The organism is Acidiferrobacter sp. SPIII_3, from assembly GCF_003184265.1.
In the GTDB taxonomy this organism is placed as follows: Bacteria; Pseudomonadota; Gammaproteobacteria; order Acidiferrobacterales; family Acidiferrobacteraceae; genus Acidiferrobacter.
On sequence record NZ_CP027663.1, the window covers coordinates 2,766,836 to 2,781,838 of the forward strand.

Annotated in this window: 18 protein-coding genes; 1 reads left to right on the plus strand and 17 read right to left on the minus strand. The window is 65.4% G+C overall.

All coding sequences use genetic code 11. The features are described from left to right. Nucleotides 1–75 precede the first annotated feature (75 nt). Both C4901_RS14015 and ssb read right to left on the minus strand, forming a co-directional pair. Nucleotides 76–654, minus strand: a complete 579-nt coding sequence (locus C4901_RS14015; RefSeq protein ID WP_110137862.1) for a plastocyanin/azurin family copper-binding protein — start codon at nucleotides 652–654, stop codon at nucleotides 76–78. A gap of 550 nt (nucleotides 655–1,204) precedes the next feature. Next, entirely contained in the window at nucleotides 1,205–1,681 is a 477-nt protein-coding gene (gene ssb / locus C4901_RS14025; RefSeq protein ID WP_110137864.1) for a single-stranded DNA-binding protein, read from the minus strand. A gap of 317 nt (nucleotides 1,682–1,998) precedes the next feature. Between ssb and uvrA the strand changes: the two genes are divergently transcribed. Next, nucleotides 1,999–4,875, plus strand: coding sequence for an excinuclease ABC subunit UvrA (gene uvrA / locus C4901_RS14030; RefSeq protein WP_110137865.1), 2,877 nt, complete (start codon nucleotides 1,999–2,001; stop codon nucleotides 4,873–4,875). Here the strand turns inward: uvrA and C4901_RS14035 are convergent. The 15 genes from C4901_RS14035 to rplR form a co-directional block, all read right to left on the minus strand. Further along, nucleotides 4,840–5,553: an S-adenosyl-l-methionine hydroxide adenosyltransferase family protein gene (locus tag C4901_RS14035; protein ID WP_110137866.1), complete on the minus strand. Its 714-nt coding sequence runs from the start codon at nucleotides 5,551–5,553 to the stop codon at nucleotides 4,840–4,842. The two genes, uvrA and C4901_RS14035, sit on opposite strands and share 36 nt — an antisense overlap. A 55-nt stretch (nucleotides 5,554–5,608) precedes the next feature. Next, on the minus strand, nucleotides 5,609–6,385 hold the full coding sequence (locus C4901_RS14040; RefSeq protein WP_110137867.1) for a glycosyltransferase family 2 protein: 777 nt from the start codon (nucleotides 6,383–6,385) through the stop codon (nucleotides 5,609–5,611). Continuing rightward, entirely contained in the window at nucleotides 6,385–7,851 is a 1,467-nt protein-coding gene (locus C4901_RS14045; RefSeq protein ID WP_110137868.1) for a PfkB family carbohydrate kinase, read from the minus strand. The genes C4901_RS14040 and C4901_RS14045 overlap by 1 nt, the downstream gene beginning before the upstream one ends. After that, nucleotides 7,844–8,920, minus strand: a complete 1,077-nt coding sequence (locus tag C4901_RS14050; protein ID WP_110137869.1) for a glycosyltransferase family 9 protein — start codon at nucleotides 8,918–8,920, stop codon at nucleotides 7,844–7,846. The genes C4901_RS14045 and C4901_RS14050 overlap by 8 nt, the downstream gene beginning before the upstream one ends. A 161-nt stretch (nucleotides 8,921–9,081) precedes the next feature. Continuing rightward, nucleotides 9,082–9,477: a 50S ribosomal protein L17 gene (gene rplQ, locus C4901_RS14055; protein WP_110137870.1), complete on the minus strand. Its 396-nt coding sequence runs from the start codon at nucleotides 9,475–9,477 to the stop codon at nucleotides 9,082–9,084. 18 nt (nucleotides 9,478–9,495) lie between these two features. Beyond that, entirely contained in the window at nucleotides 9,496–10,500 is a 1,005-nt protein-coding gene (gene rpoA, locus C4901_RS14060; protein WP_110137871.1) for a DNA-directed RNA polymerase subunit alpha, read from the minus strand. Between the two features lie 19 nt (nucleotides 10,501–10,519). Beyond that, the gene (gene rpsD / locus C4901_RS14065; RefSeq protein ID WP_110137872.1) at nucleotides 10,520–11,149 is read right to left on the minus strand and encodes a 30S ribosomal protein S4; all 630 of its coding nucleotides are present in this window, start codon (nucleotides 11,147–11,149) and stop codon (nucleotides 10,520–10,522) included. A 17-nt stretch (nucleotides 11,150–11,166) separates the two neighbouring features. Then, complete coding sequence (gene rpsK / locus C4901_RS14070) at nucleotides 11,167–11,565, minus strand: 30S ribosomal protein S11 (protein WP_110137873.1); 399 nt, start codon at nucleotides 11,563–11,565, stop codon at nucleotides 11,167–11,169. 15 nt (nucleotides 11,566–11,580) lie between these two features. Next, complete coding sequence (rpsM, locus tag C4901_RS14075) at nucleotides 11,581–11,937, minus strand: 30S ribosomal protein S13 (protein WP_110137874.1); 357 nt, start codon at nucleotides 11,935–11,937, stop codon at nucleotides 11,581–11,583. 78 nt (nucleotides 11,938–12,015) lie between these two features. Further along, nucleotides 12,016–12,129: a 50S ribosomal protein L36 gene (rpmJ, locus tag C4901_RS14080; RefSeq protein ID WP_083996289.1), complete on the minus strand. Its 114-nt coding sequence runs from the start codon at nucleotides 12,127–12,129 to the stop codon at nucleotides 12,016–12,018. Between the two features lie 8 nt (nucleotides 12,130–12,137). Next, nucleotides 12,138–13,499, minus strand: a complete 1,362-nt coding sequence (secY, locus tag C4901_RS14085) for a preprotein translocase subunit SecY (RefSeq protein ID WP_110137875.1) — start codon at nucleotides 13,497–13,499, stop codon at nucleotides 12,138–12,140. Further along, nucleotides 13,499–13,927 (minus strand): 50S ribosomal protein L15, encoded by a 429-nt coding sequence (gene rplO / locus C4901_RS14090; RefSeq protein ID WP_110137876.1) that lies wholly within the window; start codon nucleotides 13,925–13,927, stop codon nucleotides 13,499–13,501. The genes secY and rplO overlap by 1 nt, the downstream gene beginning before the upstream one ends. Continuing rightward, nucleotides 13,927–14,115, minus strand: coding sequence for a 50S ribosomal protein L30 (gene rpmD, locus C4901_RS14095; RefSeq protein WP_110137877.1), 189 nt, complete (start codon nucleotides 14,113–14,115; stop codon nucleotides 13,927–13,929). Before rpmD ends, rplO begins: the two co-directional genes overlap by 1 nt. 8 nt (nucleotides 14,116–14,123) lie before the next feature. Next, nucleotides 14,124–14,639, minus strand: a complete 516-nt coding sequence (gene rpsE, locus C4901_RS14100; protein ID WP_110137878.1) for a 30S ribosomal protein S5 — start codon at nucleotides 14,637–14,639, stop codon at nucleotides 14,124–14,126. 9 nt (nucleotides 14,640–14,648) lie between these two features. Next, a complete protein-coding gene (rplR, locus tag C4901_RS14105) occupies nucleotides 14,649–15,002 on the minus strand; it encodes a 50S ribosomal protein L18 (protein WP_110137879.1) in 354 nt (117 codons plus the stop codon). Between the last annotated feature and the right edge of the window lies 1 nt (nucleotide 15,003).

Genomic DNA, 15,003 nt, shown 5'->3' on the forward strand with positions numbered 1-15,003 from the left:
GTCCGGGCCCCCGCCCGCACAGCAACGAGCCCCCCTTTTTTGGCCACGGCCGGCCGCCCCCGGATTTCCGATCCCTTATTTCACGATTATCTCCCCGGACATGCCCATCTGGGCATGTCCGGGGATCGCACACAGGTAATAGTAGTGCCCGGCCGCCGGGCGCCAGGTGAAATCCGCGTACACCGACTTCCCGTCCCTGGGCGGCGGTGACAGCTCGGTCCCGGCCAACACCGGCTGGATCTTCGGAAACATGGGAAATGGCGGGGCCTTGCGCGTGATCTGAAAGCTGTGGCTAAAGCCCATGACGCGATCGATGAACGTGAATTTCACGGTCGTCCCGGCCCGGAACTCGAGCGTCGGATTATCGACATGACGGACCTCGAATTTCGGGAACGGAAACTCGGGCTGCGGCACCACGACCGTGACTTGCGCCACGGACCCGCGATAGGAGACGATCGTGCCGTGCACTGTCCCATTATCCTGGGCCAGCATGGTCCGCACCTGCGATGATGTCGCCTCCTTGAAGGCGCTGGTACGCACCAGCGGCCCCGCCAACGCAACGCCGGCCTGGAACAGCGCCCCCACCCCGAGCACAACCCCCGATAGCGCCCGTACCCGGCGCGCCCGGCGCCCGCCCGCGTAATTCCTTGTCATCGTCCTTCTCCTCATGTTCACGAGTTGCGCGCGCGGTCCTCGGCCCCGTGATGTCCCGCCCCGGCCTCGCCCTTGGCTGACATCGCCGGTCGAGCCTGCCATCTTGTCCCGCACCTGTCGGCTCCGTTGGCGCCCACGACGAATCGTGCCGGTACCCGGAGGTGGCCCCGTCCCGCCATGGCATCCGATATCGTCTTGGTGATAATAGATCACGAAAAGGCAGGCGGGTGGTGTCGGCGTGTCCACCCCGGGTGGTCCGCATAAGCCGCCTTGCACCCCTCCGGCCCGCACGTCACATCCCCGCCGCCCGCGAACCATCGCCGACGAAAGACCCGCTTGCGCCAATCGCGGTCTTTCTCATCGCAAAGCCGCGCCGCCCAGGCGTCATCGGCCAAACGGCACGGCCCGCGAAAGCCCTCAAGGACGCCGCAGGCCTTATCTGTCCTCGAGAACCATATCGGTGCCGCGCAAAAAACGATAAACATAAAAAATCCCTGCAACCACAAGGCCTGCAGGGATCTTATTTACATGCTGTGTCTTGGTGGGACATCTAGAACGGGATGTCGTCGTCGAAATCCTCCCCGCCGCCCGGGGCCGGCGCCGACGGCTGGGTCGATCGGCCGCTCGAGCCGGATGCGGGCGAGTCGTAAGACAGGTCCGCGGGCGGCCCTTCGCCTCCGCCGGCCCCGCCGCGGCCACCCAGCATCTGTAGTTCGCTACCCACGATCTCGGTCGTGTAGCGGTCCTGCCCCGACTTGTCCTGCCATTTACGCGTCTGCAGGCGTCCCTCGACATAGATCTGTGCCCCTTTCTTCAGGTACTCGCTCGCGATTTCCGCAAGCTTTCCGAAGAACACGACCCGGTGCCACTCGGTCCGCTCCTGCTTCTCGCCGGTCGCCTTGTCCTTCCACGACTCGGAGGTGGCGATATTCAGATTGGCCACGGCGCCGCCGTTCGGTACGTAGCGGATCTCCGGGTCCTTGCCGAGATTGCCTACCAAGATGACCTTGTTGATGCCGCGCGCCATAACGCCTCCCTCGGGATGGAAACAGGCCCTGCAAGGGCCCGCCGGCAGGATGCGGGACCGTCATTGGCCCGCGACCCCGCCTGTACAAGGCCCTAGTTTATGTCACCCCCTCGGCCTTGGATAGAGAGGGGCCCTGGACAATTCGGCCCGGCGAATCCCTGGGGCTGTGGTCAAGCTATCGGCGGGCTCGCCTGCGTGGCACACCGGCCTCAGCGGGATCAAGCCGGGAACGGGCGCGCACAGCCATCCGCTCGCTCTTTGCCTTTGCCTAGCCGTGCGCCGTATAGTACCCGATTTACTCCGGCCCGAAACAACCTATGGACCTCATTCGTTTGCGGGGCGTGCGCACGCACAACCTGAAAAACCTCGATCTGGATCTGCCGCGCGACCGTCTTATTGTCATCACCGGACTGTCGGGCTCGGGCAAGTCCTCGCTCGCATTCGACACCTTGTACGCCGAAGGGCAACGTCGCTACGTCGAGTCCCTGTCCGCCTACGCGCGGCAGTTCCTGTCGCTCATGGCCAAACCCGACGTCGACCTGATCGAAGGGCTGTCCCCCGCGATCTCCATTGAACAAAAGAGCACCTCGCACAATCCTCGCTCCACGGTCGGGACCGTTACCGAGATCTACGATTACCTGCGACTGCTCTACGCGCGCGTGGGGGAACCGCGCTGCCCGCGGCACGATGTCGCCCTGGACGCCAAGACCGTGACGCAAATGGTCGACGAGGCCTTGACCCTCCCCCCCGGAACCAAGGCCATGGTCTTGGCGCCGGTCATATCGGGACGCAAGGGCGAGGCCTTGAACAAGCTCGAAGAACTGAAGGCGCGTGGCTATGTCCGTGCGCGCATCGATGGACAGGTGGTCGAACTTGGCGAGGCCCCGCCGCTTGCCAAGACCCAAAAGCACACGGTCGAGGCGGTGGTCGACCGCCTGGTGCTGCGCCCTGGGCAGGAGTCGCGACTCGCCGAGTCCTTCGAGAACGCCCTGTCGCTGTCGGAGGGCCTCGTACGCCTCGTGACCCTGCCCGCCGATGGCGAGGCGGCGCAGGAATTGCTGTTCTCGGCGCGCTACGCCTGCCCCCATTGCGGCTTTAGTCTCGCGGAACTGGAGCCACGGATCTTTTCTTTCAATAACCCCGCCGGCGCCTGTCCGAGCTGCGACGGTCTCGGCGTTCGCCAGTTCTTCGACCCCGAACGCCTCGTACAAGACCCGACCTTGAGCCTGCCGGCGGGCGCGATACGCGGGTGGGACCGCCGCAACCCGTTCTATTTTCAGCTCCTGGAGTCGATCGCCCGGTACTACGGCGTCGATATCGAGACCCCTTTCGAGGACCTCCCTAAAAAGGTCCGGCAGGTCATCCTGCATGGCAGTGGCGAGGAGTCGATCACCTTCACCTACGTGGACCGCGGACGGCGGCATCGACGCAAGCACCCGTTCGAGGGCGTGATCCCCAACATGGAACGTCGCTATCGCGAGACGGAGTCGGCAAGCGTGCGGGACGAACTCGCGCGCTTCATCGGCAACCAGGTCTGCGAGGCCTGCGCCGGCAGCCGGCTGCGCGAGGAGGCGCGCAACGTATTCATCGACGCGCGCGCCATCCATGAGGTCACGGGGCTATCCATTCACGAGGCCCATGGATTCTTTCAGCACCTGCTGCTCCCCGGCCAGCGCGGGGTGATTGCCGCCAAGATCATCCACGAGATCAGCGAGCGCCTCAAATTTCTCGTGAACGTGGGCCTCGATTACCTGACCCTCGCGCGTTCCGCGGAGACCCTGTCCGGCGGCGAGGCGCAGCGCATCCGGCTGGCATCGCAGATCGGTGCGGGGTTGGTCGGCGTCATGTACGTCCTGGACGAACCCTCCATAGGCCTGCACCAGCGCGATAATGGCCGCCTGCTCGCGACCCTGGAGACCCTGCGCGACATGGGCAACACCGTCATCGTGGTCGAGCATGACGAGGAGGCGATCCTGGCCGCCGACCACGTCGTGGATGTCGGCCCTGGCGCCGGGGTTCACGGCGGACGGATCGTGGCCCAAGGGACCCCCGCGCAAATCATGGAAAACCCCGATTCCCTGACCGGGAAATACCTGAAGGGTGTCGAGGAAATCCCGGTACCGCCGATCCGCCGTAGCGGGCACGGCGAGATCGTGATCCGGGGGGCGCGCGGCAACAACCTGCGCGGCATCGACGTCGGCATTCCAGTCGCGGCCCTGACCTGCGTGACCGGGGTCTCCGGGTCGGGCAAATCCACCCTCATCAACGACACGCTGTATGCCGCCACCGCCAACCATCTGAACAAAACACGACTGGATGTCGCGGCGCACGCCGGCATCGATGGCCTGGAGGCCTTCGACAAGGTCGTCGACATCGATCAAAGCCCGATCGGGCGGACACCGCGCTCCAATCCGGCCACATATACCGGCCTTTTTACCCCCCTGCGGGACCTCTTCGCCGCCACCGTCGAGGCCCGCGAGCGCGGGTTCGGTCCGGGGCGGTTCTCGTTCAATGTCCGCGGCGGACGCTGCGAGGCCTGCGAGGGCGACGGTCTCGTCAAGGTCGAGATGCACTTCCTGCCCGACATGTATGTGCCGTGCGATGTCTGCAAGGGCATGCGCTACAACCGCGAGACGCTCGAGATCCGCTACAAGGGCCGGACCATCCACGAGATCCTACAGATGACCGTGGAGGAGGCCCTGACCTTCTTCGAGGCCGTCCCGGCGATACGCCGCAAGCTCGAGACCCTGACCGACGTGGGGCTCGCCTACCTCACCCTCGGGCAGTCGGCAACGACCCTGTCCGGCGGCGAGGCGCAACGCATCAAGCTTGCGCGCGAGCTCTCGAAACGCGACACCGGGCGGACGCTCTACATCCTCGACGAGCCGACCACAGGCCTCCATTTCCACGATATCCGCCAATTGATCGGCGTCCTCCAGACCTTGACGGAACGGGGCAACACCGTGGTCGTCATCGAGCACAATCTCGACGTCATCAAGACCGCGGATTACCTCGTGGACCTTGGGCCGGAAGGCGGGAGCGGCGGCGGTCGCGTAGTCGCCAGCGGCACGCCCGAGACATTGGCCGCCCACCTCTCGTCGCACACCGGGCGCTACCTGCGGCAGGTCCTCGAGCGGCACGCGCGGCCCTCCGCGGCCTTAGCCCAGGACCAGAAGCGGGTCGGCAAGCTGTAGGCCCAGGATCTCGGCCGCCGAGCCCTCACGGACGGCGATCTCGATCAGACCGTTGGCGTTTTCGTAAAAAAACGGCTCCCCAGGCACACCCTCGGCAAAGAGGCGTACGCGCTTCAAGCGGCGGCCTCCGGCCACGAGCGCGCGCAACCCCGGCCGCGCGCGCAGGCCGGTCACGGCATTCCCATAGTGATCGATGAACAACACGCGCGCCCAGTCGTCGGGCCAGTCGGAAAACCGTGTCAAATGCGCCGGACGGGTGGAAGGGCGGACGCCGCGCGCCAGGGCCGCGGCCGCCGGCGCGAATACATCGCGCCCGTGAAAGGTGGGCGCGGCTTCGGCCGGTACGGTCAGGGCCTCGCAGGATTCCACCCCCTCGCGCCGCGCCACCATCTCGAAAAGGCCGTTGTCGGGACCGACATAGATGCGTCCACCGGCGCGCAGGACGATGGCATGGCGCGCACCGCCCACCCCTGGGTCGACGACCGCCATGATCACCGCGCCCGCCGGGACATCACGGCAATAGGCGCAGAGGAGGTAGGCGCTGGCCTGGATCGCGAAATTGGGCAGATCATGAAAGAGATCGATGACCGGGACCCCGGGCGCGTCTTCCGCAAGCCGCAGGCGCACCTGGCCCACATAAGGGTCGGCCGCCCCGAAATCGGTTAGCAACACGATCATCCCGCCAGTCTAGCACCATGGGCCCAAGGCCGATCCCGAATCGGCGGTCGGGTCTTTACAAGGCCAACACGCGCGGCGCATCCACGCGCCGATCGGTGATGGTCGTCGGCAATTCCTGATGATAGGCCCGCGAAGGCAGGAGCCCGCAGCCCCCGAACCGGGCCATGACCTTAAGTTGCGCCAGCACGTCCTCCCCGCAGTGGTCCGGTGGCAGATGGCGCCAGAAGGAAAACCCTCCGACCGCACGCAGGGCCGCGACATCATACAGGACGCACCCTCCTATCCAGGCGACATGATAACGCTGGCAACCACTCACATTACGCCCTACGTGATAGAGATTGGCGGCATTATGGAGACGATGGCGGGCCCATGCCGGCGACTGCGGGGTCACAATCTCCGGGACTACCGGCCCCTGCCAGAACTCGATCTCCTGCTCATGGGGGCGCTCGTCGTCCCGGAAACTGAGCCCGATGACACCGTAGCCCACGAACCCGCACCCCTCGGCCTTCAGGGTGGCGAGCAGCGGGGGCAGGGCGCCGGGCCCCAGAATCACATCATCGTCGAGAAACAGGGCCTGGGGGGCGCGCGCCTCCGCGAGCAGGAAGGCGCGCTGTTCGGCGAGGCCGCGGCGCGGCAGATGACGATGCCAGGCCAGGCGGTGCCCCTGGGCCTCGAGGACCCGGACCACGGCCTGCACCTCCGGGACCGACGAGGCCGGCACATCGCCCTGATCGGACACCACCACGCGCAGCGGCACGCCCTGACCGAGCAGGCTCGCGAGCGTCACGGCCAGCGCGGCTGGCCGGTTGTAGGTCGGTATCAGGACGTCCACTAGCCGGTCTTCGCGTCCCTGCGGATACGCTCTATGAGGCCGCTCGTCGAGCTGTTGTCCATATACTCAAGGAGCCGGACCCGTCCGCCCAGCTCCTCGACCAAGGCCACCTCCGGCAAGGTCTTGGCGACATAGTCGCCGCCCTTCACAAACAGATCCGGACGCACCATCTCTATGGGTCCATGGGCGGTATCGCCGGCAAAGGCCAGGACATGATCCACGCAACCAAGGGCCGCCACCACCGCGATACGATCGGCCAGCGGATTGAGCGGGCGCCCGGCCCCCTTCAGGCGCCGGACCGAATCATCGTCGTTAAGACCCACGATCAAGACATCGCCCAAGGCCTTCGCGCGCTCCAGATGGGTGATATGGCCGCGATGCAAGATATCGAAGCAACCGTTGGTAAAGACGATGCGCCGCCCTTCCTGGCGCAGGCGTCCGGCCGTCTCCCGGATATGGGTGGATTCGCGCAGAAACTTACCCTGGCCGGCAAGCTCGCGGCCCAGCTCATCCCGGCTGCAGGTCGCCGTATCTTCGCGCGCCAGGATGATGTCGGCGGCGGCCGCCGCCAGATCCATCGCCACGGGCGTGTCGGCACCGGATGCGAGCGCCAGCGTGAGGGCGCTCACGAAGGTATCGCCGGCCCCGGCGGCATGCGCGGCCGGCACGACACGACCGGCGGTACGATACGGGCCGCCGGCGCCGAGCAGCAGGGCCCCTTCGGCATCGAGGGTCACCACCACCGATCGCGCGCCGGTGGCATCGAGGAGGCGGTCCTCGTAACGGGCGATGAAGCCGGCGCGATCATCCGGCGGTACGCTGCCTGCCCCCAAAAGTCGCACGGCCTCCGCGAAGTTGGGCTTCGCCACAAGCGGCGCGAAATCTCGGTAGCGCCCGGGGTCCTTGGCATCGACGATCAATGCCAACCCCTGGCCCCGCAGGCGCTTCAAGGCCTCGCGCAGGACCGGGTCCATGAGACCCAGCCCATAGTCCGACACGACTACGGCATCGCAGCCGGCCGCCGCGGCCGACAGCGCGGCGGCCAGCCGCGCGGCGAGCGCGGCGTCCACCGGCCCCACATCGCCCTCATCGAAACGCGCCACGAGCTGATCGTCACAACGCAGTCGCTGCTTGACCACGGTCCGCCGGTTGCAAGCGACGACGCCGGCACAATCCACGCCCTGACGCTCGATAAGCGCGCGCAGTCGCCGGCCATGGCCATCCGCGCCGACCCACGATACGAGGCGCGTCTGGGCGCCCAGGGCGGCGATATTGGTGGCGACATTGGCGGCCCCCCCAGGGGCCTCCAGGACGGTCTGCAGCCCTACCACCGGGACCGGCGCCTCGCGACAGATGCCGGCCGCGCGACCCTTCAAGTAACGATCCAGGATCGCGTCGCCGAGAACCACCACGCGCCTTTTTCCGAAGGACTGCAGGACACTCATGAGCGTCTGTACGTCAACCATCGGCCACCTCCCGGAGGGTCTCACCCCACAACCCCAGCGCGTGCGCCACCACCTCCGCCGGTGGGATCGCCAGACACTCGAGATCGTAAGGGCATGTGAATCGGTAGCAGGGGGAACAGGCGGTCGGCCGGCGAAGCAGACGCGCCGGGGCGCGGCGTGGACCCCATTGCGATTCGCGGTCGGTGCCCGAGTACAGGATGACCATGGGGCAGTCGACCGCATCGGCCAGATGCATCGGCCCGGAATCGTTGGCGATGAGCAACCGGGCGCGCGCGAGCAACGCCGCGAGCACCGCGATATCCGTCTGCCCGCACAAGGACACCGCCCGCGACGCGCTCGCCACCGCCACGCCCCGGGCGACGTCCTTGGGCCCGCCGACCACGACCACCGTACGCCCCGCCTGGCGCAGGCCGGCGGCCACCGCCGCATAGCGTTCCGCGGGATAGCGGCGCGCGCCGCAGGTGGCGCCGGGGGCGATCACGACGAAATCCCCGCGTACACCCCGCTCCTGCAACAGCGCCCGCGCGCGGGCGTGCGCGGCGCGCGGCACCGAGATGCGCACGGCGGTGACATCCGGTCCGACCACGGGGATGCCGGCCTCGCGCACGAGATGCAGGTTCCGATCCACCTGGTGGGCATCGTCGGCCGGCGGGCGCACCCAGTGCGTCAGCACCCCGCCGCCGAATTCGCGGGATTGACCGATACGCACGGGAATACCCGCCAGATAACAGGCATAGGCGGGCGGGAATGGGCTTTGCGAAAAACTCGTGAATATCAGCGCTGCATCGAACGACCGCCGGGCGAGTTCCGACACCAGCGCCTGTTCACGGCTCGGGTCAAAGGACAGGTCGCCACGGGCGTCCTGCCAGAGCGCGCGATGCACGAACACCTCGTCGATACCTGGCACCAGTCCCGCCACGGCGGCCCCGGCCGGCGAGGCCATAAGCGTCACGCGCGCCTCCGGCCATGCCCTTCGCACCATGCGCACCGCCGGCGACAACATCAGGATGTCCCCGATGTTGTCGAGACGTACCAACAAGATCCGCGACGCGCTTTTGAAGGCCTCCATGCCCCGGTCCCCCGCTGTCATCGGCGGTCATTACAGCGCCCGACGCGGTTGCCGCCAATCGGCCGAAGGGACGGGGCCGTACGCCCGCCAAAAACCCATAAAAAAACCGGCTGGCGTCATGCCAGCCGGTCGCGCGATCGTGCCACGCCGTTCGCCGGTATTTAGGCGGCGGCCTCCGTCCCTTCGGTCTGCGCCTTCTCCGGCCGATCGATGAGTTGCACCACCGCCATGGGGGCGGTATCACCGGCCCGCAGGCCCACCTTCAGTATGCGCAGATAACCGCCTGGGCGATCTTGATAGCGCACGCCGAGCTCATCGAACAGCTTCCCGACGATCTCGCGATCCCCCAGGCGCGCGAACGCCAGACGCCGGTTCGCAACCGTCGCGCTTTTGCCCAGAGTGATCAACGGTTCCGCGATGCGCCGCAGCTCCTTGGCCTTTGGCAAGGTCGTTATGATCTGCTCGTGCCGAAACAACGACACCGCCATGTTCTTGAACAGCGCCTTGCGATGCGCGCTCGTTACGTTGAACTTCCGTCCGCTATTGCCGTGCCGCATGGCTCAGTCCTCTCTCTCTTACCGGTCCAAACCCTCGCCCGGAACCTTGTTCCGAAGCGACGCCGGCGGCCAGTTCTCCAACTTCATATCCAGGGTGAGCTCGTGGGATGCCAGCACATCCTTGATCTCGGTCAGCGACTTCTTCCCCAGGTTCGGGGTTTTCAAGAGCTCCATTTCACTCTTTTGGACCAGGTCGCCGATATAAAAAATATTCTCCGCCTTGAGGCAGTTCGCCGAACGCACCGTGAGCTCCAGATCGTCGACCGGGCGCAGCAGAATCGGGTTCACGTCCGGCTCTTCCTCGATCCGGACCTCGGTCCCCTTGCTCTCCAGATCCACGAACACCGCCATCTGATCGCGCAAGATGTTCGCCGCGCGCCGCACCGCGGCCTCCGGATCGATGGCCCCGTTGGTCTCGATGTCGAGCACCAGCTTGTCGAGATCGGTACGCTGCTCGACGCGCGCGTTTTCCACCGTATAGGCCACACGCCGAATCGGGCTGAACGAGGCATCGATCTGCATGCCACCGAGCGGACGCTCCTCGTTCAGGGCGCGCGCCGGAACCGGTTCATAGCCTCGTCCCGCCACCACGGTGAGCTCCATTTTCAGTGCCACCGCCTTTGTGAGCGTGGCAATCACATGCGCCGGGTTCACGATCTCCACGTTCTGGTCGGTATGCACATCGGCCGCGGTCACGACGCCAGGCCCGGTCTTGTCGATCGTCAACCGCGCCTCGCCCCGCCCCTCCATGCGCATGGCCAGACCCTTCAGATTCAGCAGGATATCGATGACATCCTCCTGAACCCCCTCCATCGTCGAGTACTCGTGCAATACACCCTCGATCCGCGCCTCGGTGACCGCACAGCCGGGCATCGACGACAACAGGACGCGCCGCAGCGCACTCCCCAGGGTATGACCAAAGCCCCGCTCCAGCGGCTCCAAGGTGATCCGCGCGTGCGTTGGACCAAGCGTCTGCACCCCGACATTGCGAGGCTTGAGAAATTCCGCTGCCGAACTCTGCATATACCGTCCCTCCGGCGACTTACTTCGAGTACAAGGCGATGACGAGCTGCTCGTTGATCTCGCCGGGCATTTCGCGACGCTCTGGCACGGCCTTGAAGGTCCCCTTCATGCCCTTACTGTCGACCTCGAGCCATTCCGGAAAACCGCGCTGCTCGGCGGCCTCGAGCGCCGCCTTCACGCGCAGCTGCTCCTTGGCGCCCGAGCTCACTTCGATCACATCCTGCGCCGACAGCTGATAGGCCGGAATATTGACCCTCTTGCCGTTCACAAGAATGCCGTTATGGCGCACGAGCTGACGCGCCTCGGAGCGCGACGCCCCAAAGCCCATCCTGTGCACGACGTTGTCCAGCCGGCACTCCAGGAGCTTCAGCAGGTTCTCGCCGGTATTGCCGCGGCGTCGATCGGCCTCGGAATAGTAATTGGCGAACTGCGCCTCAAGCACCCCGTAGATGCGGCGGAGCTTCTGCTTCTCGCGCAGCTGCGCGCCGTAATCCGAAAGCCGGCTGCGCCGCTGGCCGTGCTGTCCCGGTGGATAAGTCCGCTTGGACACGGGGCACTTGTCGGTAAAGCACTTCTCGCCCTTCAGAAAGAGCTTGCCGCCCTCGCGCCGGCACTTCCGGCATTTTGCATCCGCGTTCTCACGGGCCATTCTTATTTCTCCGTCAACTAGACGCGCCGGCGCTTGGCCGGCCGACAACCGTTATGGGGAATCGGCGTCACATCGATGATGTTGCTGATCTCGAAACCCGCCGAATGCAGGGCGCGGACCGCGGAGTCGCGCCCCGGCCCCGGCCCCTTCACGCGAATCTCGAGCGCCTTCACGCCGAACTCCTGCGCCGCACGCCCGGCCTTGTCCGATGCCACCTGCGCGGCAAACGGCGTGCTCTTGCGCGATCCCCTGAATCCCGCACCACCCGCGGTCGCCCAGGACAACACGTTACCCTGCCGATCGGTGATTGTAATCACCGTATTGTTAAACGAGGCTTGGATATGAGCCACGCCCTCGGCAACATTCTTCTTGACGCGCTTCTTGGCCTTGCCCGCTGCGGGTGTGTTAGTCGCCATACCTGTCCTTTAAGATCACTTCCGAATGCCCTTGCGCGGGCCCTTGCGCGTGCGCGCGTTGGTCTTGGTACGCTGTCCGCGCACCGGCAGCCCGCGCCTGTGGCGCATGCCGCGGTAACTCCCGATATCCATGAGCCGCTTGATGTTCATGGAGACTGTCCGCCGCAGATCGCCCTCGACCACGAGCTTGCCGACCTCGGCACGGATCTTCTCCACCTCGGCGTCCGTCAGATCCTTGACCTTGGCGTTCACCGCGACACCCGCGGCATCACAGATCTGCCGGGAGCGCTGCCGCCCTATGCCGTAGATGGATGTAAGTCCGATCTCGACATGCTTGTGGTTTGGAATATTGATGCCTGCGATACGGGCCATCGTACTGTTCTCTCCTAAACGCGCCCTTCACAAGGGAAAAGCGCGCAAGCCTAGCCTAGAAATCCCGGAATATCAAGTCTAGCCCTGGCGCTGCTTGTGGCGCGCGTCGCTACACACGATCCGGACAACCCCTTTGCGCCGCACGATCTTGCAATTACGGCACAGCTTCTTCACCGATGCCCTGACTTTCATGATTTCCCCTACTTAGGTAGCCCGCTCACTCCGCCCGTGAGGTTCGCCTTTTTCAACAAACTCTCGTATTGATGCGACATCAGATGCGCCTGCACCTGTGCCATGAAATCCATGCTCACCACGACGATGATGAGCAGCGACGTGCCCCCGAAATAAAATGGCACGTTCCACTTCAAGATCAAAAACTCCGGCAGCAGGCACACCAGCGTGATATAGATCCCTCCGGACAGCGTCAGCCGTGACATGACGTCATCGATATAGCGCCGCGTCTGCTCACCAGGCCGGATGCCGGGAATGAACGCCCCCGACTTCTTCAGGTTATCCGCGGTATCCTTCGGATCCATGATCATCGCGGTGTAAAAGAACGAAAAAAACATCACCGCGACCGTAAATACGATCAGATACACCGGTTGGCCCGGGGCCAGCGCCCCCGCGACCGTATGCAGCCACCCCATGCCCTTGGCCTGCCCAAACCAGTTCGCCGCCATGGTCGGAAACAGGATCATGCTCGACGCGAAAATCGCCGGAATCACGCCCGCGGTATTCACCTTGAGCGGAAGATGCGTCGTCTGACCCCCGAAAATCTTGCGCCCCTGCTGACGCTTGGCATAAGTCACCGTCACCCGCCGTTGCCCCCGCTCGACGAACACCACAAAGGCCGTCACCGCGAGCGCCACCACAAACAAGAGCAGCACGAACAACGGCTGAAAGGAGCCGTTGCTGGCAAGCTCCAGGGTGCTGCCGATCGCCTCCGGCAGACCGGCGACGATGCCGGCAAAGATGATCATCGAGATACCGTTACCGATGCCGCGCTCGGTGATCTGCTCCCCAAGCCACATCAGAAACATGGTGCCGGCCACCAGCGTGATCATCGTAAAGAGCTCGAAACCGATCCCTGGGGCCATCACCACCGGCACGCCGCCCGCGGTCTGGTGCTCAAGCGCGATCGAGATCCCAAGCCCCTGAAACGCCGCCAGCACCACGGTCCCATAGCGGGTCCACTGCGTAAGCTTGCGCCTTCCGGCCTCCCCGCCGTCCTTACGCAACTCGTCGAGCTTCGGGATCACCGGCGTCAGGATCTGGATGACGATCGACGCCGAGATGTACGGCATGATACCGAGCGCGAATACCGACAAGCGCTGCAGGGCGCCGCCCGAGAACATGTTGAACATGCCGATGATGGAACCGCTCGCGCGCTGAAAAAGCGCGGCCAGCGCCACGGCGTTGATCCCCGGCACCGGTATGTGCGTCCCGACACGAAACACGACCAAGGCACCCAGCAAAAACAGCAGACGCTGCTTTAGGTCGCTCAAGCGCCCGAGCATTCCCGGGGTAAGCGCTCCCTGACGTTTCGCGTCTCTCGCGACCATCAGTCCTCGACCCGGCCGCCCGCCGCTTCGATGGCGGCGCGCGCGCCCTTGGTCACGGCGATGCCCTTCAACACCAAGGCCTTGTCGATCGCGCCCGACAGAAATACGCGCGCGCGCAGCGCCGTCGCCCCCACTATGTTCGCGGCCTTCAACCCCGCGAGATCCACGGTGCCGTCGAATCCTTTCAACTCTCCGAGCCGCACCGCGGCCGTCTCCGCGGCCATCGCCGAGCGGAACCCAAACTTCGGCAGGCGTCGCTGCAAGGGCATCTGGCCACCCTCGAACCCCACCTTATGGTAGCCGCCGGCGCGCGCCCGCTGGCCCTTATGCCCGCGGCCGCAGGTCTTGCCGAGACCGGAACCGCCGCCCCGTCCCACGCGCCGGCGCGCGGTCCGATGCGGATCCGGTTTGATCGTATTCAGGCGCATCAGGCAACCTCCTCGCACTTCACCATGTAGGCAACCTTGCGCAACATCCCGCGGGTCGCCGCGCTGTCTTCGACCAGCACGCTATGATGCAAGCGCCGCAAGCCGAGCCCTCGCACACACGCCTGGTGACGGGCGCCGGTCCCGAACATGCTGCGCACCAGCGTGACCTTCATCTGCTTTTTTGCCATGACCGCTCCTAACCGCCCGTGATCTCTTCGACGGTCTTGCCGCGCTTGGCGGCCATCTCCGCCGGATTACTCACATCCAGCAAGGCCTTCAAGGTCGCGCGTACCACATTGATCGGATTTGTGGAACCCAGGGCCTTGGCCAACACGTTGCGCACCCCCGCGACCTCGAACAAGGCGCGCATCGCGCCGCCCGCGATGATCCCGGTGCCCTCGGAGGCCGGCCTCATGACCACTCGTGACGCCCCGTGATTGGCGGTGACGCCATAATGCAGCGTGCCGTTCTTCAGGTGCACGCGCACCATGTTACGCCGCGCGTCATCCATGGCCTTCTGCACGGCCACCGGCACCTCGCGGGCCTTGCCCTGGCCTATGCCCACGCGTCCGTCGCCATCGCCGACCACCGTCAGCGCCGCGAACCCGAACTGCCGGCCGCCCTTGACGACCTTGGCCACGCGATTGATGCTGATGAGCTTTTCCTGGAGGTTATCGCTGTAACCGTCCGACTCCGTCCCGCCTGCCGCCACAATGCCTCCTTAAAACTCCAGCCCGCCTTCACGCGCCGCGTCCGCCAGGGCCTGTACGCGCCCGTGATAGCGGAACCCGGACCGGTCGAACGCCACCTTCACCACCCCCGCCGCCTTCGCCTTCTCGGCGATACGCCGGCCGACGAGCCGCGCGGCATCCACGTTCCCGCCGGTCTTCAGGTCCTTGCGCACCTCGACCTCGATCGTGGACGCGCTGGCCAGCACCCGGCTGTCCGGCCCTATGATCTGCGCATACATATGCCGGGGCGTACGGTGCACGCACAATCTCTGCACACCCAGCGCCGCGATCCGCCTACGGCCCCGGAACGCCCGCCGCTTGCGTGTTGCTACTTTGTCTTTCATA

Excerpts from the sequence above, each read along its gene's own strand:
- C4901_RS14015 (WP_110137862.1), bottom strand. The coding sequence starts at position 654 with ATGACAAGGAATTACGCGGGCGGGCGCCGGGCGCGCCGGGTACGGGCG.
- ssb (WP_110137864.1), bottom strand. The coding sequence starts at position 1,681 with ATGGCGCGCGGCATCAACAAGGTCATCTTGGTAGGCAATCTCGGCAAG.
- uvrA (WP_110137865.1), top strand. The coding sequence starts at position 1,999 with ATGGACCTCATTCGTTTGCGGGGCGTGCGCACGCACAACCTGAAAAAC.
- C4901_RS14035 (WP_110137866.1), bottom strand. The coding sequence starts at position 5,553 with ATGATCGTGTTGCTAACCGATTTCGGGGCGGCCGACCCTTATGTGGGC.
- C4901_RS14045 (WP_110137868.1), bottom strand. The coding sequence starts at position 7,851 with ATGGTTGACGTACAGACGCTCATGAGTGTCCTGCAGTCCTTCGGAAAA.
- C4901_RS14050 (WP_110137869.1), bottom strand. The coding sequence starts at position 8,920 with ATGGAGGCCTTCAAAAGCGCGTCGCGGATCTTGTTGGTACGTCTCGAC.
- rplQ (WP_110137870.1), bottom strand. The coding sequence starts at position 9,477 with ATGCGGCACGGCAATAGCGGACGGAAGTTCAACGTAACGAGCGCGCAT.
- rpoA (WP_110137871.1), bottom strand. The coding sequence starts at position 10,500 with ATGCAGAGTTCGGCAGCGGAATTTCTCAAGCCTCGCAATGTCGGGGTG.
- rpsD (WP_110137872.1), bottom strand. The coding sequence starts at position 11,149 with ATGGCCCGTGAGAACGCGGATGCAAAATGCCGGAAGTGCCGGCGCGAG.
- rpsK (WP_110137873.1), bottom strand. The coding sequence starts at position 11,565 with ATGGCGACTAACACACCCGCAGCGGGCAAGGCCAAGAAGCGCGTCAAG.
- rpsM (WP_110137874.1), bottom strand. The coding sequence starts at position 11,937 with ATGGCCCGTATCGCAGGCATCAATATTCCAAACCACAAGCATGTCGAG.
- rpmJ (WP_083996289.1), bottom strand. The coding sequence starts at position 12,129 with ATGAAAGTCAGGGCATCGGTGAAGAAGCTGTGCCGTAATTGCAAGATC.
- secY (WP_110137875.1), bottom strand. The coding sequence starts at position 13,499 with ATGGTCGCGAGAGACGCGAAACGTCAGGGAGCGCTTACCCCGGGAATG.
- rplO (WP_110137876.1), bottom strand. The coding sequence starts at position 13,927 with ATGCGCCTGAATACGATCAAACCGGATCCGCATCGGACCGCGCGCCGG.
- rpmD (WP_110137877.1), bottom strand. The coding sequence starts at position 14,115 with ATGGCAAAAAAGCAGATGAAGGTCACGCTGGTGCGCAGCATGTTCGGG.
- rplR (WP_110137879.1), bottom strand. The coding sequence starts at position 15,002 with ATGAAAGACAAAGTAGCAACACGCAAGCGGCGGGCGTTCCGGGGCCGT.